22 protein-coding genes are annotated in these 19,529 nt (G+C 63.5%); 12 read left to right on the plus strand and 10 right to left on the minus strand.

The window, feature by feature from the left end; genetic code table 11:
* Nucleotides 1–54 precede the first annotated feature (54 nt).
* A complete protein-coding gene (gene dnaA / locus AC54T3_RS00730; protein ID WP_496621557.1) occupies nt 55–1,401 on the minus strand; it encodes a chromosomal replication initiator protein DnaA in 1,347 nt (448 codons plus the stop codon).
* Nucleotides 1,402–1,832: 431 nt separating this feature from the next.
* Here dnaA and rpmH point away from each other — a divergent pair, with 431 nt between their 5' ends.
* The 7 genes from rpmH to trpC are packed head-to-tail and all read left to right on the plus strand — an operon-like array spanning nt 1,833 to nt 7,616.
* On the plus strand, nt 1,833–1,967 hold the full coding sequence (rpmH, locus tag AC54T3_RS00735) for a 50S ribosomal protein L34 (RefSeq protein WP_200243277.1): 135 nt from the start codon (nt 1,833–1,835) through the stop codon (nt 1,965–1,967).
* Nucleotides 1,968–1,969: 2 nt separating this feature from the next.
* On the plus strand, nt 1,970–2,395 hold the full coding sequence (gene rnpA, locus AC54T3_RS00740) for a ribonuclease P protein component (RefSeq protein WP_496621558.1): 426 nt from the start codon (nt 1,970–1,972) through the stop codon (nt 2,393–2,395).
* The gene (yidD, locus tag AC54T3_RS00745) at nt 2,392–2,658 is read left to right on the plus strand and encodes a membrane protein insertion efficiency factor YidD (protein WP_496621559.1); all 267 of its coding nucleotides are present in this window, start codon (nt 2,392–2,394) and stop codon (nt 2,656–2,658) included. Before rnpA ends, yidD begins: the two co-directional genes overlap by 4 nt.
* A gap of 19 nt (nt 2,659–2,677) precedes the next feature.
* Nucleotides 2,678–4,393: a membrane protein insertase YidC gene (gene yidC / locus AC54T3_RS00750; RefSeq protein ID WP_496621560.1), complete on the plus strand. Its 1,716-nt coding sequence runs from the start codon at nt 2,678–2,680 to the stop codon at nt 4,391–4,393.
* Nucleotides 4,390–5,742 (plus strand): tRNA uridine-5-carboxymethylaminomethyl(34) synthesis GTPase MnmE, encoded by a 1,353-nt coding sequence (mnmE, locus tag AC54T3_RS00755; protein WP_496621561.1) that lies wholly within the window; start codon nt 4,390–4,392, stop codon nt 5,740–5,742. The genes yidC and mnmE overlap by 4 nt, the downstream gene beginning before the upstream one ends.
* 54 nt (nt 5,743–5,796) lie before the next feature.
* Nucleotides 5,797–6,816 carry an anthranilate phosphoribosyltransferase gene (trpD, locus tag AC54T3_RS00760; RefSeq protein WP_496621562.1) on the plus strand — a complete coding sequence of 340 codons (1,020 nt, stop codon included), beginning with the start codon at nt 5,797–5,799 and terminating at the stop codon, nt 6,814–6,816.
* The gene (gene trpC / locus AC54T3_RS00765; protein ID WP_496621563.1) at nt 6,813–7,616 is read left to right on the plus strand and encodes an indole-3-glycerol phosphate synthase TrpC; all 804 of its coding nucleotides are present in this window, start codon (nt 6,813–6,815) and stop codon (nt 7,614–7,616) included. The genes trpD and trpC overlap by 4 nt, the downstream gene beginning before the upstream one ends.
* A gap of 58 nt (nt 7,617–7,674) precedes the next feature.
* Here the strand turns inward: trpC and crp are convergent, their stop codons facing one another.
* Complete coding sequence (gene crp / locus AC54T3_RS00770) at nt 7,675–8,322, minus strand: cAMP-activated global transcriptional regulator CRP (protein ID WP_496621564.1); 648 nt, start codon at nt 8,320–8,322, stop codon at nt 7,675–7,677.
* Between the two features lie 132 nt (nt 8,323–8,454).
* Here crp and AC54T3_RS00775 point away from each other — a divergent pair, with 132 nt between their 5' ends.
* Together AC54T3_RS00775 and speD are read left to right on the plus strand one after the other, a co-directional pair.
* Nucleotides 8,455–8,877 (plus strand): OsmC family protein, encoded by a 423-nt coding sequence (locus tag AC54T3_RS00775; protein WP_496621565.1) that lies wholly within the window; start codon nt 8,455–8,457, stop codon nt 8,875–8,877.
* 46 nt (nt 8,878–8,923) lie between these two features.
* Nucleotides 8,924–9,751, plus strand: coding sequence for an adenosylmethionine decarboxylase (gene speD, locus AC54T3_RS00780; RefSeq protein WP_496621566.1), 828 nt, complete (start codon nt 8,924–8,926; stop codon nt 9,749–9,751).
* A 21-nt stretch (nt 9,752–9,772) separates the two neighbouring features.
* Here speD and coq7 read toward each other — a convergent pair whose 3' ends face one another.
* Nucleotides 9,773–10,417, minus strand: a complete 645-nt coding sequence (gene coq7, locus AC54T3_RS00785) for a 2-polyprenyl-3-methyl-6-methoxy-1,4-benzoquinone monooxygenase (protein WP_496621567.1) — start codon at nt 10,415–10,417, stop codon at nt 9,773–9,775.
* A gap of 16 nt (nt 10,418–10,433) precedes the next feature.
* Nucleotides 10,434–11,723, minus strand: coding sequence for a (Fe-S)-binding protein (locus AC54T3_RS00790; RefSeq protein ID WP_496621568.1), 1,290 nt, complete (start codon nt 11,721–11,723; stop codon nt 10,434–10,436).
* 113 nt (nt 11,724–11,836) lie between these two features.
* On the opposite strand from AC54T3_RS00790, the gene AC54T3_RS00795 reads away from it, so the two are divergent.
* The gene (locus tag AC54T3_RS00795; RefSeq protein WP_496621569.1) at nt 11,837–12,157 is read left to right on the plus strand and encodes a (2Fe-2S) ferredoxin domain-containing protein; all 321 of its coding nucleotides are present in this window, start codon (nt 11,837–11,839) and stop codon (nt 12,155–12,157) included.
* Nucleotides 12,158–12,194: 37 nt separating this feature from the next.
* On the opposite strand, the gene AC54T3_RS00800 is transcribed toward AC54T3_RS00795, so the two are convergent.
* The 6 genes from AC54T3_RS00800 to AC54T3_RS00825 form a co-directional block, all read right to left on the minus strand.
* A complete protein-coding gene (locus AC54T3_RS00800; protein WP_496621570.1) occupies nt 12,195–13,379 on the minus strand; it encodes a glycosyltransferase in 1,185 nt (394 codons plus the stop codon).
* Nucleotides 13,372–14,493 carry a glycosyltransferase gene (locus AC54T3_RS00805; protein ID WP_496621571.1) on the minus strand — a complete coding sequence of 374 codons (1,122 nt, stop codon included), beginning with the start codon at nt 14,491–14,493 and terminating at the stop codon, nt 13,372–13,374. Before AC54T3_RS00805 ends, AC54T3_RS00800 begins: the two co-directional genes overlap by 8 nt.
* 31 nt (nt 14,494–14,524) lie before the next feature.
* Nucleotides 14,525–15,490: a methyltransferase domain-containing protein gene (locus AC54T3_RS00810; protein ID WP_496621572.1), complete on the minus strand. Its 966-nt coding sequence runs from the start codon at nt 15,488–15,490 to the stop codon at nt 14,525–14,527.
* Between the two features lie 28 nt (nt 15,491–15,518).
* Nucleotides 15,519–15,992 (minus strand): peroxiredoxin, encoded by a 474-nt coding sequence (locus AC54T3_RS00815; protein WP_496621573.1) that lies wholly within the window; start codon nt 15,990–15,992, stop codon nt 15,519–15,521.
* A 236-nt stretch (nt 15,993–16,228) separates the two neighbouring features.
* The gene (locus AC54T3_RS00820; protein ID WP_496621574.1) at nt 16,229–17,563 is read right to left on the minus strand and encodes an ATP-binding protein; all 1,335 of its coding nucleotides are present in this window, start codon (nt 17,561–17,563) and stop codon (nt 16,229–16,231) included.
* 9 nt (nt 17,564–17,572) lie between these two features.
* Nucleotides 17,573–18,295 (minus strand): response regulator, encoded by a 723-nt coding sequence (locus AC54T3_RS00825; RefSeq protein WP_496621575.1) that lies wholly within the window; start codon nt 18,293–18,295, stop codon nt 17,573–17,575.
* Between the two features lie 168 nt (nt 18,296–18,463).
* Between AC54T3_RS00825 and AC54T3_RS00830 the strand changes: the two genes are divergently transcribed.
* A complete protein-coding gene (locus AC54T3_RS00830) occupies nt 18,464–18,619 on the plus strand; it encodes a hypothetical protein (RefSeq protein WP_496621576.1) in 156 nt (51 codons plus the stop codon).
* 205 nt (nt 18,620–18,824) lie between these two features.
* Nucleotides 18,825–19,469: an SOUL family heme-binding protein gene (locus AC54T3_RS00835; RefSeq protein WP_496621577.1), complete on the plus strand. Its 645-nt coding sequence runs from the start codon at nt 18,825–18,827 to the stop codon at nt 19,467–19,469.
* Nucleotides 19,470–19,529: the final 60 nt, after the last annotated feature.

Consider the following 19,529-nt stretch of genomic DNA (forward strand, 5'->3'; position numbering starts at 1 on the left):
AGCAATGACTCTTCATCTTGACTATCCAACGAACCCTGTGCGGGTTATCCAGGATCAATTCTGTAGGGTTCTCAGCAGGATCTTATAGTCTTCCTCGATCATGGTGTCGCCCGCGCGTAGCTCGACCACCTTGCGTGCGGCATGAATCACGGTGCTGTGATCCCGCCCACCGAAGGCCTTGCCGATCTCTGGCAGGCTGTGTTTGGTCAGTTCCTTGGCCAGGGTCATGGCGACCTGCCGCGGGCGCGCGACCGAGCGGGAACGGCTCGAGGAGAGCAGATCGCTAACGCGGATCTTGTAATGCGCGGCGACGGCCTTCTGGATGTTCTCGATCGAGACCTGCTTGTCCTGCGCCACCAGCATGTCGCGCAGCGCGTCCTTGGCGAAGTCGACCGTGATCGGGATACCGAGGAAGCGTGAGTTGGCAGCAAGGCGACGCAAGGCGCCCTCGAGTTCGCGGATGTTAGAGCGTACCCGCTTGGCGACGAAGAACGCGACATCATCCGGCAGCGCCATCTGCAGCATAGTCGCCTTACTGTTAAGGATGGCGACACGGGTCTCGAGGTCCGGCGGCTCGATAGCGACCGTGAGCCCCCAACCGAAACGCGAGCGTAAGCGCTCCTCGAGGCCGCTGACCTCTTTCGGGAAACGGTCGCTCGAAAGCACGATCTGTTGCTGGGCCTCGAACAGGGCGTTGAAGGTGTAGAAGAACTCTTCTTGTGAGCGATCCTTGCCGGCGAAGAACTGCACATCATCGATCAGGAGCACATTGACGCGCCGGTAGAGCCGCTTGAATTTGTCGATCTCGTTGTGCTGCAGCGCGCGGATCATATCCGAGACGAAGCGCTCGGAGTGGACGTAGATGACATGGGCCTCGCGGTTGGCCTCGATGATGGCGTTACCGATGGCATGCATCAGATGCGTCTTGCCGAGCCCGACCCCACCGTAAACGAAGAGCGGGTTGTAAGCCGTGCCCGGGTTGCACCCGATCTGAATCGATGCCGCGCGCGCGATCTGATTCGACTTGCCCTCGACAAAGGACTCGAAGTTGAAGGTCTGGTTGAGGCCGGCATCAAGGCGCCGTTTCTCGAGCGTCGAATCGGCATCCGCCGCGTTGGCGCGGGTGTCAACGCGGCGCGCGTCGTTGCCCGGGCGTTGACGCAAGGCGCCGATCTCGAAGCTGACATGCTCGATGCGACCCTCGCTGACCCCCAGGCAGAGGGTGGCGATCTGTTTTTCGTAATGCTGCTTCACCCATTCCTTGACGAACCGATTCGGGGCGAACAGCCGGAGTCGTCCTTCCTCCTCGCTGGCTTGCAGCGGCATGATCCAGGTGTTGAATTCAGAGTCAGTGAGATCCTGTTTCAGCAGGCTCGTACACTGGTCCCAGAGCTTCGGCATCGGCCGATCCTCTTGTTGATCGTGGGTGTGATTATGTGGTTAGGGGTCGCTCGGGCTGCGACTTTGACGCCTCAGTCTAGTCTTCGAGGGTGCGGTTATCCACAGCGATCCCAGGACCGCCGGTGACGCTGAACGCGCGCTTAGGCGTTGACCCAACTCTTGGTGCGTTCTAAGATGGGCGGTCTTGCTCTGCGGGAGCGTATGGCTGACCCTGCTGCGCCCCGATTGGTCGACGATAGTTCCAACTGACGCTCACTCGCCGATGCCCATTGCGGGTTGAGGTCGGGCTCGGTTCGACCGTTGTCGATCGCTCCCCGCGTCGATCGCGATCCTGACCGACGTCTTTGTGAGCCTCAACGAGCACCGAACAACAACCTTGACCATCTTTGGCCGATCCCGCTCTGGCGGGTCCTATCCGTGGAGAACCTCTCGTGAAACAGACCTTCAAACCTAGCCGCCTGAAGCGTGCCCGTACACACGGGTTCCGAGCGCGCAATGCCACGCGCAATGGCCGCAAGGTGTTGCAGGCACGCCGTGCCAAGGGCCGTGCGCGGTTGACGCCCTAGCCTTGTCGAGCCGGCAGGCGCGAGCCGAGACGGATCATGATCAGGCACCGCAGTCGTCACGCGGGCCGTCGTTCGCCTTCCCGCGCTCGGCGCGCTTGCTGGACTCCAGAGGCTATGACCGCGTCTTCGCCGGCGCGCGACGTTCTGCGGACCGCTACTTCACCGTCCTGGTGTGCGCCTGCGATCGGGCGGCCGGCGATGAACCGACCCCGACCGCTCGGCTTGGCTTGGCGATCTCCAAGCGCAGTGCGCCGCGCGCCGTCGCCCGCAACCGGATCAAGCGCGTGATTCGTGACAGTTTCCGCCATGCCCGGGCCAATCTGCCTTGTATTGATCTGGTGGTCCTCTGTCGCCGCGCAGCCGTGGATGCCGACAACACCACCCTAAGAGCCTCGCTCGCGAAGCATTGGCAGGAGTTAGCACGATGATCGCTCGCCGCCTCGCTCGCGGATTGCTGCGCGGATATCAGCTCTTCCTGAGCCCGCTGCTCGGCAATCATTGCCGTTTCTACCCCACCTGCTCGCAATACGCCCTCGAGGCGATCGAGCAGCATGGGGTGCTGCGCGGCACCTGGATGGGCTGCCGGCGATTGCTGCGCTGCCATCCTTGGCATCCGGGGGGCGTCGATCCGGTGCCACCCGCGCGCGCATCGTCGCCGACCCCTGACTCTCACCCCTCCACCAACCGCTAGCGCAGGTCGACGCCCCCTCATGGAAAACATGCGCCTGATCTTGATCCTGGCCCTCGCCTTCGTCCTGTTCCTGATCTACCAGGCCTGGGTCGAGGATTACGGAACGCCGTCGGCTGCCGAACCGCAGATGACGGAGACGTCCTCCGCCGGCTCGACGTCCGACAGTCCGGATTCCGGACCACCCGCCGATGCACCGGATGCGCCGGCCGTTGAAGCGCCGACCATCAGTGCCGCGCCCGGTGCCTCAAGCGCCGGTGGCCATGATGCCCTGGGCGCGGAGCCGATCATCGTCGAGACCGATGTGCTGCACGCCGAGATCTCGGCGCGTGGTGGCACTATCCAATCGCTCCATCTGCTCGACTACAAGCAGGAGGCCGATGATCCGACGCAGCCGTTCCAGTTGCTGAAGCCGACGACGCCGAATCTGTTCATCGTCCAATCGGGGCTGCTCGGTGGGCCGAACAGCGAACTGCCGACCCATGACGCGGTGTTCACCCCGCAGAGCACGCGCTACAGCCTGGCCGAGGGCGACAACGAGCTGCGGGTCGAGCTGTTCTGGGAGAGCGAGAACGGGCTGCGGGTGGTCAAGCGTTACCGCTTCGAGCGCGGACGCTACTTGATCCACGCGAGCCAAGAGGTGATCAACCAGAGTGATACGCCGATCTCGGTGCGCGACTACGAACAGCTGAAACGCACCGAACTCTACGACCCGAACAAGTCGAGCTTCATCCATACCTATACCGGCGGTGTCTACTATGGCCCGGAGGTGAAGTATAAAAAGGAATCCTTCGGTGACATGAGCAAGCGGTCGCTGGACGCGACCATCACCGATGGCTGGGTGGCGATGATCCAGCATTACTTCATGGCGGCCTGGATTCCCCCAACCGGCGTCGAGCAGACCTTCTACACCAAGGTCGTGGACAATGACAGCCGCTACATCATCGGTGCCTACTCGCCCGCGTTCAGCATCCCGGCCGGTGCCAGCCATACCTTCGAGAGTCAGCTCTTCGCCGGGCCCAAGCTCCAGGATCGGCTGGCCGAGATCGCGCCGGGCTTGGATCTGGCGGTCGACTACGGCTGGCTGACCATCCTTGCGCAGCCGATCTTCTGGCTGCTGAACGCGATCCACTCGATCGTTGGCAACTGGGGCTGGGCGATCATCATCCTGACGATCATGATCAAGGGTGCGTTCTACAAGCTCTCCGAGACCAGCTATAAGTCAATGGCCAACATGCGCAAGATGACGCCGCGCATTCAGGCCCTGAAGGATCGCTATGGCGATGACAAGGAGAAGCTGAACCAGGCCTTCATGGAGCTGTACAAGAAGGAGAAGATCAATCCGCTCGGCGGCTGTCTGCCGATCCTGGTGCAGATCCCGGTCTTCATCGCGCTCTACTGGGTGCTGCTCGAGAGCGTTGAGCTGCGCCATGCGCCCTTCATCCTCTGGCTCGATAACCTGACCGAGCCCGACCCCTTCTATATCCTGCCGCTGATCATGGGCGTGTCCATGTTCGTGCAGCAGAAGCTGAACCCGCCGCCGCCGGACCCGATGCAGGCCAAGATCTTCATGGCGCTGCCGTTCGTGTTCACGGTGTTCTTCGCCTTCTTCCCGTCCGGCCTGGTGCTCTACTGGACGGTGAACAATCTGCTCTCGATCACGCAGCAGTGGTACATCACCCGCAAGGTCGAGCAGGCCGCTGCGCATGGTGGGGGCGGCGCCAAGAAGGGGAAATGACGGGCGAGACCATCGCCGCGATCGCGACTGCGCCAGGTGCTGGTGCGGTCGGCATCGTTCGACTCTCCGGGCCCGCCGCCGGCGGGATTGGTCGGGCGCTGGTCGGTACCCTGCCGAAGCCACGCCGGGCGGTACTTCGCGGCTTCGTCGATGCCCATGGCGAGGTGATCGACCAAGGGCTCGCGCTTTGGTTTCCAGCCCCCGGCTCCTTCACCGGCGAGGATCTGCTGGAACTCCAGGGACATGGCGGCGCGCGCGTGCTCGATCTTCTGCTCGCGCGGGTGCTGGAGCTGGGCGCGCGCCCAGCCCGACCTGGCGAGTTCAGCCAGCGCGCCTTTCTCAACGGCAAGCTCGATCTGGCTCAGGCCGAGGCCATTGCGGATCTGATCCAGGCCGCCACCGAGACCCAGGCTCGCCTCGCCAGCCGCAGTTTGCAGGGTGTCTTCTCGCGCCGCGTCGAGGCGCTGGTCGAGCACTTGACCCGCCTGCGCGCGCTGATCGAGGCCGGGCTGGACTTTCCCGACGAGGATCTCGATGATCTTGGGGTCGGCGAGGCCGACTTCGCGACGCTGATCGAGGCCTGCGAGACCTTGCTGGCGAGCACCCATCAAGGCGAGCTGATCCGTGATGGGCTGTTGGTGGTGATCGCCGGTGCGCCCAATGCCGGCAAATCCAGCCTGCTGAATGCCCTCGCCGGCACCGATGCGGCGATCGTCACCGAGATTCCAGGCACCACTCGCGATCTGCTGCGCGCCGAGATCCAAATCGACGGTCTTCCCTTGCGGTTGGTGGACACGGCCGGCCTGCGCCCGTCGAGCGATCCGGTCGAGCAGGAGGGCATTCGGCGCGCGCGCGCGCAGATCGAGCAGGCCGATCATCTGCTGGTGCTGATCGACGATACCGCGCCCTCCGAGCAGGGCACGGCGCGGGCGCATCTTGACCAACTCGGCTTGGACCTGCGGGTGCCAGTGACGATCCTGCGCAATAAGATCGATCGCAGCGCACGCCCGGCGGGGACGACGACCACGGCCGAGGGCCAGACCGAGATCGGCTGCTCGGCCCTGACCGGTGCCGGTCTCGATGCGCTGCGCCGCCATCTCAAGGCGGTTGCCGGCTATCAAGGCGCGAGCGCCGGCGAATTCTCGGCACGTCGCCGCCATGTCGAGGCTCTGCGCAACGGGCTCGACCGCTTGCTGGAAGCGCGCGCGGCTTGGCGCGCGACGGCACCGCCGGAGCTGGTTGCCGATGATCTGCGCATGGCGCAACAGGCCTTTGCCGAGATCACCGGCGAGGTCAGCTCGGACGCACTGCTCGGGCGTATCTTCAGCGAATTCTGTATTGGCAAGTAGGCGCATGGTTTACCCTAGGCAACCTGCTTGTCCCCGACGAGGAGATCCTTGACGATGTCGATCAAACAGGCGATCGCCCGGGTCGTCGATGGCCATGATCTCGACGATGAGATGATGACCGCGACCATGAACGCCATCATGACCGGCGAAGCGACACCGGCGCAGGTGGCGGGCTTCCTGGTGGCGTTACGGCTCAAGGGCGAGACGGTGACCGAGATCACCGCTGCGGCGCAAGTGATGCGTGGCTTGGCGACCGGTGTCGATCTCGCGGGGCTCGCACCGACGGTCGACATCGTTGGCACCGGCGGTGATGCCTCCGGCACCTTCAATGTCTCGACCACCAGCATCTTCGTGGCCGCCGCAGCGGGCTGCCATGTCGCCAAGCACGGTAACCGCTCGGTGTCGTCGAAGTCGGGCGCGGCGGATGTACTCGAGGCCGCCGGGCTGCGCTTGGATCTGACGCCGCAGCAGGTGGCGCGTTGTGTGCGCGAGGTCGGTGTCGGGTTCATGTTCGCGCCGGCGCATCATGGCGCGATGAAGCACGCGATCGGGCCGCGCCGTGAGCTGGGTATCCGCTCGATCTTCAACGTGCTCGGGCCATTGACGAATCCGGCGGGCGTGCGACACCAGGTGCTCGGGGTGTTCTCCGAGACCTTGTTGATACCCTTGGCCGAGGTCCTGCAACGCCTGGGTTCGAGGCATGTGCTGGTAGTGCACGCGCGCGATGGTCTCGATGAGATCAGCGTGGCCGAGCGCACCGATATCGCCGAGCTGAAGGATGGCGCCATCAGCCGCTATAGTCTCGCGCCCGAGGATGTTGGCCTGAGCCGGTCGAGCCTGGACGCGATCCGCGTCGAGGATCCGGCGCAGAGTCTGGCGCTGTTGATGGAGGTGCTGGACAACCAGCCCGGAGCCGCGCGCGATATCGTCGTGCTCAATGCCGGGGCAGCGATCTACGCGGCCGATATCACGGACTCGCTCGCCGAGGCGGTGCGTTTGGCCGATGCGGTCATCGCCAGCGGTGCCGCCCGCCAGCGCTTCGATGCCCTGATTGCGCTGGCCAAGACCCTATGAACGCGACGCCCGATATCCTCAAGCGCATCGTTGCGCGCAAGCGCGAGGAGGTCGCCGAACGCAAGCAACGGCTGCCGCGTTCCGCCCTCGAGGCACGCCTGGCCGAGGCCGATCCGCCGCGTGGCTTTGCCGCCGCCTTGCAGCGCCGAGTCGCTGCCGGCGATGCGGCGGTGATCGCCGAGATCAAGCGCGCGAGTCCGAGCAAGGGGCTGATCCGGGCAGACTTCGATCCGGCCTGGCTGGCGCGCTCCTATGCCGCCGGCGGTGCCTGCTGTCTGTCGGTGTTGACCGATCGCGATTTCTTCCAGGGCGATGACGCGCATCTGAGCGCGGCGCGATCGGCCTGCGCGCTGCCGGTGATTCGCAAGGACTTCATCGTCGATCCCTATCAGGTGATCGAGGCACGGGCGATGGGCGCCGACTGCATCCTGCTGATCGCTGCCTGTCTCGAGGACGCGGCCCTGGCCGAACTCGGCGCATTGGCTGCGGAACTTGGACTCGACGTGCTCACCGAGGTCCACGATGCGCGGGAGCTAGAGCGCGCGTTGGCGCTGCCGGGTCGCCTGTTGGGCATCAACAACCGCGATCTGCGCAGCTTCGAGGTCGACCTGCGGACCACCCTGAACCTGCGCGCGCAAGTGCCCTCGGAGCGGCTGCTGATCACCGAGAGCGGCATCCACGCCCGCGCCGATGTCGCGCTCATGCGCGAGCAGGGCGTGCATGGGTTCCTGGTCGGCGAGTCTTTGATGCGCACCGCCGATCCGGGGCAGACCCTCGGCAGGCTCTTCGCCCCGGCCTGAGGTGGGCTTCGGCCTGGGCCGCGCCCGGCTTGAGGCGCTTTCGAGCCCCTGTCCTGGCTCAGCGGGTGCCGAAGACGACGATGGTCTTGCCGGCCACGCTGATATGTCCCTTTTCCTCGAGCGCCTTCAGGACCCGACCGGCCATCTCGCGCGAGCAGCCGACCATGCGGCCCAGATCTTGGCGCGTGATCCGAATCTGCATCCCGTCCGGATGGGTCATGGCGTCTGGCTGTTTGCAGAGTTCGAGCAGAGCGCCGGCGATCCGGCCGGTGACATCCAAGAAGGCGAGATCGCCGACTTGGCGGCTGGTTTGGCGCAGCCGCTGCGCGAGCTGTTCGCCGATCGCGAACAGCAGCCCAAGCGCGTGCTCGCGCAGTTCGCGGTGGAGCAACTGTTGGAGGCGTGAGTAGCCGATCTCGGCAATGGTGCAGGGCTCGCGGGTGCGCACGATGACGCTGCGCGTGGTCATGGGCTGGAACAGGCCCATCTCGCCGATGAATTCTCCCTTGTTGATATAGGCCAAGGTGAGTTCATGGCGATGGTCGTCTTCGAGCAGGGCGGTGACAGAGCCACTGATCAGGTAGTACAGGCTCTCTGCGGGCTGCCCGTTGCGAATGAAGTCGACGTGTTTGTCATAGTGCTTGGTGTGGCAATAGCTCAAAAACGGCTTGATCCAGGATGGTTCTTGGGGCGGCTGACTCGGCATGGGCTCGCGCATCGTGTCGACAGTGGGTGATTGAGTCTAGCAAGTCTTGGCCAAGGCATGATCCGTGCTAGGCTTCGCCAGCATGAATCTGGACCGCGCACAACGCGTCTGAACGATCGAAGGGGAGGACGGATGAAGGCACGTGTCAAATGGGTCGATGGGGCTGCGATGGAGGGTGAGTCTGGCAGTGGCCATCGGGTGATGATGGATGGACCGCCCGAGGCGGGTGGACATCACCTTGGGCCGCGACCGATGGAGATGCTCTTGCTCGGCATGGGCGGATGCACGCAGTTCGATGTCTTGCTGATCCTGCGCAAGGCGCGCCAAGAGGTCACCGATTGCGTGGTCGAACTCAGCGCCGAACGCAGCGAGACCGATCCCAAGGTGTTTACCAGAATTCACGCCCACTTTATCGTCACGGGTCGGGGGCTGAGCGAGCGCCGCGTCGCGCGCGCGATCGAGCTGAGCGCCACCAAGTATTGCTCGGCATCGATCATGCTCGGCGCGACCGCGACCGTGACACACGATTATGAATTACGCGAAGCGGATGGCTGAGGGGTTAGAATCGCGCCTTTCGCGCCCGCCGCTGGAGGGTTAAGTCATGCCGAAGATGCATAAACGCTTGAAGCTACAGGGGTTCAACAACCTCACCAAATCCTTGAGCTTCAACATCTACGATGTCTGCTACGCCAGCACGGCGGATCAGCGTCAGGCCTATCTGGACTACATCGACGAGGCCTACAATGCCGAGCGCCTGACCGGCATTCTGACCGATGTTGCCAACATCATCGGCGCCAATGTGCTCAATATCGCGCGCGAGGACTACGAGCCACAAGGCGCCTCGGTGACCATGTTGATCGCCGAAGAAGCGGTGCGCGAGGAGGATGTCTCGAATGCCGCCACGCCCGGACCCTTTCCGGAAGCCGTGGTGGGCCATCTGGACAAGAGCCACATCACCGTCCACACCTATCCGGAGAGCAATCCGCATAGCGGCATCAGCACCTTCCGCGCCGATATCGACGTCTCGACCTGCGGTCTGATCTCGCCGCTGAAGGCGCTGAATTATCTGATCCACGCGCTCGAGTCGGATATCGTCATCATGGACTACCGCGTGCGGGGCTTCACCCGTGACATCGGCGGGCGCAAGCACTTTATCGACCACAACATCAGCTCGATCCAGAACTATCTCTCGCGCGACACCAAGGATCGCTTCCAGATGATCGACGTGAACGTCTATCAGGAGAATCTGTTCCACACCAAGATGGTCGTCAACCACTTCGACTTGAGTGACTATCTATTTTGCGTCACCGCTGCGGACCTCTCGGACAAGGAACAAGAGCGGATCGAGCGCTTGGTGCGGCGCGAGATGATGGAGATCTTCTACGGGCGCAATCTCTCGCGCGAGATCGAGACCTGGAAGATGCCCTAGTGAGCGGATCGGCTCAGAGGCTCAGACCCAATAGGTGCCGTGCGTCATCAGTTTGGAGACCGCGCGCATCGCGAGCTTGACCGGCTCGGGGAGTTCGGCACCGCCGGCGACCTGAGCGACTTGGGCATGATGGGCCTCGTCGAGCTTCATCTGCTCGAGGATCGCGCGGGTGCGGTGATCATCGGCCGGAACCTGGGTGATATGCTCGTCGAGGTGATCCTCGACTTGGCGCTCGGTCTCGACCACGAAGCCGAGGCTCCATTGATCGCCAGCGAGACCAGCGGCACTGCCCATCGCGAATGAACCCGCGTACCAGAGTGGGTTCAGCAGACTCTTGCGGCCATCGAGTTCCTTGATACGCTCCTCGCACCAGGCGAGATGATCGTTTTCCTCTTGGGCCGAGCGCTCGAGCCGCTCGCGCACGGCGGCGTCGCGCGCGGTCAGGGCCTGACCTTGATAGAGCGCCTGCGCGCAGACCTCCCCGGTATGATTGATCCGCATCAGGCGGCCGATGTGTCGGCGCTCCTGGTCGGTGAGATCGACCTCGGGCTGGGCTTTTCCGGGGTTGGTCCGCTCGGTCACGGCTGGGCGGCCGAACAGCGTGCGCAGGGTTTGGTCCATGCCGATCAGGGCATGATCGATGGGGCTGTAATCACGGGTGTTCATAGAGAGTGGATGCTCCTTAGGCGTCGATGGGGAGTTGTTGCTCGATGAGCTGAATCGGGTGCAAGACCGGGATCGCGAGGCCAGCATCACGGAGACGCGCGGCCAGATGCAAGGCGCAGCCGGTGTTGGTCGTGACCAGATAGTCTGGCGCGAGTTGTCGCAAGGCGTCGATCTTGGGCGCGGCTAGGGCGAGCGCGGTCTCTGGATGCTCAGTAAGATAGGTTCCAGCGGCGCCGCAGCAAGTGTCGTTGCCGGGGAGCGGGGTCAGGGTGGCCGCAGGGATGCGTTGCAATAATTGATAGATGACGCCCTGATCGCGTAGCTGATTGCGGTGCGAACAGGGCTCGTGCACGGCGATCGTGGCCGATAAGGGCCGCAGCCGCAACCCCGCTGGCCAAGGCTGATCGACCAAGAAGCGGCAGACCTCGATGGCGTTGAACCCACCGTGCTCGCGCAGCTCGGCGACGCAGGCGCTAGCGAGCCCGATGATGACGCGATTATCAAAACAGCGTGCGTTGACCGCGAGGCGCTGATCGGCTTGCTGGGGATAGCCGTTGTGGCGATGGATGGCGCCACAGCAGACCTGGTCGCTGGGCACCTCGAGCGGATGGCCAAGACGCGCGAGCAACCGTTGCGCGGCCGCCTCCAAGGGCTGGTCGGTCAGGCGAGCGACACAACCGCAGAACAGAATCGGCCGGTGACTGGTTGCATCGATCTTGGCCTGGATAGATGCGAATCGGGCGGACGCAGGCTGAGCGGATGCGGTTCGGGCTGGCGCGGCCTGGACGGACCCGAACGAAGCGGGCGGTCTTGGCCAGCGCAGCGCGCGCGCGAGGGGATCGAGTACGCGGATGCCCGGCCAGACCCTGCCGAGGCCATCGACCCATCGCCTCGGTAGGTGCAGCCAGCGGTAGCCGATACCGAGCATGGCGACGAGTCGTAGGCCATCGGGCCGGGTCAGCAGACCGAGCGCCGCGCGTCGCAGCCAGCGTCGCCAGCGCGGGCGGCGCTGTTCCCGCAATGCGCGCGCGCCATCCATCAGGGCGCCGTAGCGCACCAAGGAGGGGCAGCTCGGCTCGCAGGCGCGGCATTCGAGGCAATTGTTCAGATGCCGCGCGAGCCTTGGCCCATCGTCGATCTCACCGCCGAGCCAGCCCTGGATCAGCGCGATGCGCCCGCGCGGTGATTCGCCTTCATCGTGCGCGAGCGCGAAGGTTGGACACTGCGGCAAGCAGTAACCACACTTCACGCATTGGTCGGCTAAGCTGAGCAGGGTGGCGACCTGGGGGTCGGATCTGTCCCTCATGGTCGATCGGCGTCTTGGATGAGCGTGCGTTGCGATGTTGGCGTTCGGGCCGCACGCTCTAGGCTTGTTGCCGGCGGTGCTGGCCAATCACTTCGATCATGGAGCCTCTGATTGTGTCCTATTACAAACATCATCTGTTCATGTGCGTCAATGAGCGAGCCGACGGCAGTCAGTGTTGTGCACAGTGTAACGCCCAGGCGTCGCGCGACTTCTTGAAGAAGCGCAGCAAGGAGCTGGAGATTGCGGGTCCGGGTGGGGTACGCATCAACACCGCCGGCTGTCTGAACCGCTGCGGCGAGGGGCCGGTGGCCGTCGTTTATCCCGAAGGGATTTGGTATACCTATGTGGACAATGAGGATCTGGAAGAAATCCTGCAGTCACATTTGATCGGTGGTGAGCCGGTGGCTCGGCTGCGGCTGCCGGACACTGCCTGATTCTGTCTGACCCCGTTTCGTCTGATCGCATCCAGCGCTAGTGCGTCCTGTGTGCCCGCGCCAGACGCTGGTACAGCTCAGCGAGACGAGAACCGAGCGCCTGCGCCGAGAACAGCTGTTCGAAGCGCTGACGTCCAGCTCGACCGAGCTGATCGGCCAGCGCGCGGTCGTCGTGAAGTCTTTGCATGGCCTTGCGCAGCGCCTCGGCGTCGTTCGGTCTGACGACGAGGCCGGTTTCGTTGTGGCGGTTGATGTAGGTCGTGCCGGTACCGAGTTCGGTACAGATCAGCGGGCGCCCAAGCATGGCGCCCTCCACCAGCGTGATGCCGAAGGCCTCGGAGCGAGCGTTGGAAGGAAAGATGATGGCTCGACAGTGACGGATTAACGCGACCTTTGCCGCATCACTGACGATGCCGGTGAAATGGACATTGAGAAGGGGGTCTTCGCGAGCGAGTTGCCGCAGTCTAGGCCCCTCGGGTCCGTCGCCGACGATGACGACGCGTAAGGAGGTACCGCGCACCGCCTGGATGAGGGTATCGAGGCCCTTGTAGTAGCGCAGCACGCCGATGAAGAGGAAGTAATCGCGGCCGCATTCCGCTTCCGTCGCCTTGGCTTGCGATGGGGTTGGCTCGGGATAGGCGTGCTCATCAAGACCGAGAGGAATGATCTCGAGCTTGTCGCGATAGGCCTGCAGGATCTTACTCGAGTCCGCATAGGCCGGAGAGGTTGCGATGATCCGGTCCGCGCCCTTCAGGAAGCGACTCATCAAGGGCCGATAGAGCAGCAGGAGCCCCTGCTGGCGCACGATGTCGGAGTGATAGGTGACGAGTTTAGGCTTGCGCACCTGCCCGATCAGATCGAGCAGGTCGGCAAACGGCCAAGGAAAGTGATAATGGATGATATCCGCCCATTCCACGAGCGCGCGAAAAGGCGCCAACGCCGAGAGGGAGAACCCCGAGGAGGTGATCTCGATGAGTTGGTGTGCCCGATAAACCAGACCCTCCGGCCGGCGGATGATCTGTGGGGTTGCGGCGGGGCTCAGCGTGAAGATGCGATGCTGGATGCCAAAGGGACGGGTCGCCAGGCAGCCTTGGCGAATCGCTTCCTGGAGTCCACCTTGTGGATCGGGGAAATAGGTTCGGTAGACCTGTAGAACGCGAAGGGGTCGGTGTTCTTGGCATCTGTCCCCAGCCCCTTTTTGGGTGGCGCGCGGCTCAGGCATCCATGACCTCGGCCACGGCCTGGCGCATGCGCTTGGCGAATGCCTCCTTGGTGAAGTCTTGGGCGCGTCGCTCACAGGCATGGCGCATGGCGCGCGCGCGCTCAGCGTCCAGTGCGCAAACCGCCTGGATGATCTTGTCTGGATCGGGTCGAGCTGCGATCAAGAGTCCCGTCGTGCCGTCGATCACGGTTTCCAAAAGCCCTCCCTCGGCGACGCCGATGACGGGTTTGCCCGCAGCCATCGATTCCACCGGTGACATGCCGAAGTCCTCATCCTCGGCAATGTACAAGGTGGCAATGCAGTTGCCCACCAGGTCACGCAATGCATGCTCGTCGAGCCAGCCGGTGAAGGTGATGTTACTGGTGCCGGCCGCGAGTCGCCGGAGACGACGCGCGTCGCTGCCGCCCGAGGCGATTCGGAGTTGATGTTGCGGGAGATACCGAAAGGCCTCGATCAGCAGATCGACGCGCTTGTAGGGCTCCAGACGCGCCGTTGAGAGGTAATAGTCCGCCTGTCCGCGCCAGCCAAAACCATGAACATCGCACGGGGGGTGGATGACGCGGGCATCCTGGCCGAGGTAGCGCTGCAGACGGCCGCGAACATTCTCTGAATTGACGATGACGAGATCCATCTTTCCCAGTGCTTTTTGATAGCGGTAGCGCATCACGGCGGCCACGGCGCGGAGCGCAGGCCGAGCCCAAAGTGGCAGCCGGGCCTCGTAATAGGCGCGAAGATCATAGGCGAAACGGGGTAAGGTGTGACAGTAATAGAGGTTATGACCTTGGCGCCGATGATGCACGGCCTCCACGGTGGTGGAGCCGCTGAAGATGGCCCATGGGGAGTGGCGGAGACGGCGAGTCGCGAAGCGAAAGCCGAGCAAGCCGAGCAGGGTGCGGCCACCCGGAAAGCGCGCCGGAAGCTGAAGGTTATGCAGGCGTCCGCCTGCAAGGCGCTGATCCGGAAACCACCGATGATCGCGGTAGCCGACCCAGAGATCGGCGCCAGGAAAGGTGTCAAGTAGATCGAGAGTCAGTTGCTCGGCACCGCCTCGACAGTGCAGGAAGTCGTAGAGAATGGCGCCTTGCCCATAATCGGTGAGCTGCTGGTTGTGCATGCGGCGCTGGACGTTTCGGGGGTGGCGCTCTTTAGGCTGGACTGATCAGGAAAACCAGATTACCGCGTTCGTCCTCGGCAAGGCCGGGATGTTGGTCCCAACAGTCGGAGTAGTAAAAAGCAATCACCTGACCGCCCGCTTCTTGTGTGAACCGTAGGAGCTCGGCTGCACCATACTCACGGTGATGGTGATGTCGATCCCAATTTCCGTCTGCAGCTGGGAAAACCTGCTCGGGATTCTCCAGTGCCAACCATTTCTCCCGATTCTCAGCGCGAAACAGGTTCGGCGTCGTGAGGTAGAGAACGCCGCCTCGCTTGAGGAGCGCGAGGAGCGCGCGGAGAAGCTCGACCGGATTGACTACCAGATGCTCGAGCACCTCGGCAAGGACGACGCAGTCGTAACCTTGCCGAGGCATGCCGGAGTTGCCCAAAAGACTGTCTGGCTGCTCGAGGTCGATCGCGAAATAGGCATCACAGCCTAATCGCTTGCGGCAAACCTCTTCGGTGAAGCCGATATAATCCGGAGGCGTCGGTCGATCCGAGAGATGGAGCCTCAGCGATGGGATGAGCTGCTTGTAGAAGGCCGAGAACTCTGATGCCCCGAATTCCAAGAGGGTTGGGTTGGAGCGGCTAGCTAGCAGCCAGGTGCACGCATTGAAGAGTTCGCGAAAGCGCGCCTTGTGCTGTGGCAAATACTCGCGCTGGCCGATGATGAGGGCAGCCTCGTCTTCGAGAGCTGTTGCATAGGCCGCCTCATAGGCGGCCTCGTCGAGACGCTCGCAGTGCTGTAACGCGATCGAGGTCGGCGTTTGCATCAGTATCCCGAGTGTTGAATGCTCGCTGCTCCGCTGTGCTCGGCGTAGCTGCAGCAGTGCATCCATCAGGGGGGCGTTGCGGGTGATCTCTTCGGCGAGGGCGGCAGGGATTGCATGCTGCTCTTCGGCCTTGGGTCTGCGGCCAAATAGCAGCTCGAATGCGGCGGTGGTGGCTGTTGGCATTGGGCGGTGGCTAATCACTCGTCGCTGATTAAGGCGCCAAAGTATTCTGGACCAATTCCAACATCCGCCGTGCGTGCCCCTTGGGCACCACATCATAGAGGGCATATTGAATGATGCCGTCGCGGTCGATGATGAAGGTGGTGCGGGCAATGCCTAGTAGGCGTTGGCCATTTTTCTCCTTCTCGCGGAGCACGCCATAGGCTTGGCAGACCTCACCATCGGTGTCGGCGAGCAGGCGCATGGTGAGGCCGTATTTGTCGCGAAAGGCGCCGTGGCTGGCGCAGGTGTCGCGGCTGATGCCGACGATGGTAGCACCACAGGCCTCGAACTCGGGCTGTAGATCGGTGAACTCGAGCGCCTCCATGGTGCAGCCCGGGGTGTCGTCCTTGGGATAGAAGCAGAGCACGAGGCTGCACTCGCGCAACAGATCGGCGCTCTTGACGCGCTCCATGTCGGCATCGGGCAGGGAGAACTCGGGGGCCTGGTCACCCGCTTGTAGCATTGGTCTCAACTCCTCTGGCGGACGCCTCTGGAGGGGCGCTCGATCGGATCGGGGGCTTGCGTGTGCTCATGAACTAGCACGCACGCCTCGCTGAATCTAGGTGTCGTGGCTCGGTGCGTCAACTGTGGATGTCGCCGACCCTGAGCCGGGAACGATGTCCCTCCAGCGCCGTGGCGCATCGGGCGGTGCGATCCGGTGCCCCGCGTGAACGACCGCGTGAACGACGATCGCCCGCGTTAGTGCACAGCCTCGGTGTCGTCGCCAGCGTGGGGCATGGGCAGCCGAATGCTGGCGATCAGGCCGCCGTCGTCGCGATTCGCGAGTTCGATCTCCATCTCATTGGCAATGGCGAGCTGGCGCGCGACCGCGAGGCCGAGCCCGGAACCACCGGTGTTGCGGTTGCGTGAGCGTTCGAGCCGGTAGAAGGGTCGGAATACGGCCTCGCGCTCGTCGTCCGGGATGCCGGGGCCACGATCAAGCACGAACAACGCCGGTGTCTGGTGGCGGCAGTCGAGACGGATCTCGACGGTGCCGTTGCTGTAGCGCAATGCGTTCTCGATCAGATTGCCGAGGATACGCCTGAGTGCCTGCGCGTTGACCGAGTGCATACAGCGACCGAGCGGGCGCCACAGGATGCGTGGTCGGCTTCCGACCACCTCGCCGATGAGCTGTGTCAGGTCTTCGCGGTGGCGCTCGCCGGCGCCAAGCGTGCCGCCGAGTTCGACGGCCTGACCGATCTGCGCGCTCATCTCCTCGATATCGCGTTGCATGCGGGCACGGAGCGCGGGATCGGTCTCCTCGGGCAGCATCTCGAGCGCGAGCCGCAGCCGGGTCAGCGGGGTGCGCAGATCATGCGAGATACCCGCGAGGAGCACGGTGCGGTCGGCCAGCAACTCTCGCACCTGCTGACTGGTCTCGTTGAACTGGCGCGCCAGGTTGGCCAGCTCGCGCGGGCCGCTTTCGGCCAAGGGCTGCGGCGAGCGGCCCTTGGCGACCTCCTCGGCGGCCTGCGAGAGTCGCGTCAGCGGAGCGGTGACGCGTCTGGCCAGGATGGTGGCGGTGAGTAGCACCAGCAAGACCGCGAGCGCGCAGATGACGACCACGCCGATCATTGGGCGGGTACCGATGCGATCGCGCGGGATGCCGGCCCAGACGGTCCCCGAGGCGGTCTGCAGATCGACCCAGAACCAGCGACGACCGTCGATCAGGTTGCTCTTCATGTGGACCGGTTGCTCCATGCGCCGGCTCAGCGCCTGGCTCAAGCGGAAGACATAGGGATAGAAATAGTCGTCGAGCCCCTGCGGCGGCTCCAAGCCGCTCAGCAGCCGTACCTGATACTCATCAAGCAGTTTGGCTTGATAATCCTGTTGCGCCGGTTCCGGAAGCAGGGCCAGGGTGCGCGCGGAGAGTTCCATGAAGGCGGCCAGATCGGCGGTGGAGCGCTGCACCACCGGGTAGAGCACGTAGTAGAGCGCGGAGCCGAAGGTGATCAGCGCAAAGCTGCCGAAGCTCAGCACCAAGGTCAGCAGCACGCGCGTGAAGAGCGAGCCGAGCGGCAGACGCAGGCGCATCACCAGGGCTTAGATTTCGCCCGCAGGCGTGAAGATGTAACCGCGACCCCACACGGTGCGGATATAGCAGGGGGTCTTCTTCTCTGGCTCGATCTTGGCCCGCAAGCGAGCGACCTGAACATCAATGCTGCGGTCGAACGGGTTGCGCTCGTAGCCCTTGAGCAGATCGAGCAAGCGATCGCGGTCGAGCACCCGATTGGGATACTCGACGAAGATGCGCAAGAGATCGAATTCACTGCCGGTGAGGGCCACGCTCTCGCCGTCACGGATCAGCCGGCGGCTGGCCAGCTCGAGGCGATAGGGTCCAAAGCTGACCTGGCTGGCGCCCGCGCCATCGCTGCCGTTGTGGGCGGGGCGGCGTAACACGGCGCGAATGCGCGCGAGCAGCTCGCGCGGGTTAAAAGGCTTGGCCAGGTAGTCATCGGCGCCGACCTCGAGACCCACGATACGATCGATCTCATCGCCGCGCGCCGAGAGCATGATGATCGGCACCTGGGTCTTTTGACGCAGACGCCGGGCGAGGGTCAGGCCATCATCGCCGGGGAGCATCAGGTCGAGGATGATGATGTCCGGCTCGCGCTCACCGAGCCACGCGAACATGGCGACGCCATCTGCAACACCGCTGACCTTGAAGCCTTCGCGCTGCAGATAGTCCTGGAGCAATTCGCGCAGCGAGGCATCGTCGTCCACGACGAGTACCTGCGTCTTCGCGCTTAGGTCGTCGCTGTTCATGGCCAATTCCGGGGTGTTCTCTGGGGCTTGTTGTTACACACTGTAACAGCATAAGTATATGCTGAAATACGCTGGACGTTGGCTGCGGCGATACTCACTGCTAAGCGCCGGGGTCCGCGACAAGGACGTCGAGCATCTCTTCAAATGCAAGAAACGGAGGTAGTCATTATGAGTTTCGATGCGTTGACGGTCAGTGGTTTGCTTCTTGCTTTGCTGAGCGGAGGCTTTTTGATCGGTTTGGTCTCACATGATGATCGAGCCTCGTCCAAGACCCGCATGGCGCGCGATGAGGGGATCATCGCGACTACACCGCAAGATCAATAACCGGCACGAATCACACCTGTTTCTGGGCAGCAAGCCTCTTCGGCCGCCTCGACGGAACCCCTCCGTTGCAGCGGCCGTTTTTTTGTCTCGCGCACCGATCAGCAGGCGCGCGGCCCGCGCCCGTTTGACGGTGGACAACGCACGCGCGCCCTCGGCATGGTTGAATCGCCGGTCAGCTCGTTGACAGACCGGTTTGAAGCTTGACATGACACGCAAAGTGCTGATCGCGATCGCGGCCCTGATCCCGTTGGTGATGATAGCCATTGCGCTCGTCTCATTGCCAGAGCCCGATTTCGAGGTCGTCGCCGAGGGCGAGGGTTTCGAGCTGCGCCGCTACCCACCCTTCACTGTCGCCCAGGTCCAGGTCAGCGCCGACTTCGAGCACGCCAGCAAGCATGCCTTCGAGCCGCTCGTCGGCTACATCCAGGGGGGCAATCGCGGCGAGCGCAACCTGCCGATGATGGCGCCAGTCAATCAGCAGCCGCTGGATGAGGCGTCTGCATCCGCGCTCACAGCGACAGCGGCGGAGCGGGCCTGGCGAGTCCAGTTCGTCATGCCGAAGGAATATCCACTGTCCTACCTGCCGGCGCCGGTCGACGAGCGGGTCTCGCTACAGCGGCTACCGACGCGATTGATGGCCGTCCGGCGCTATCGCGGCGGTTGGGACGAGGCGCGTTACCGTGAGCAGGAGGCCGCGCTCTTGGAGGCGCTCGCGGCGAGCGGCGCAACAATCATCGGCGCGCCGATCTTCGCGCGCTACAATGCCCCCTTCGTGCCTGGGTTCTTGCGCCGCAATGAGGTCTTGGTCGAGGTCGCCGATGAGGGATCGGCGCCGTTCGCACGCGACTGAATCCGCGCCCGGCACGCTTGGTCGAACCGGCCTTGAAGGGCTGCTTCTGGAAACTTCCGC

This window comes from Halochromatium sp. NSM3 (genome assembly GCF_059621085.1).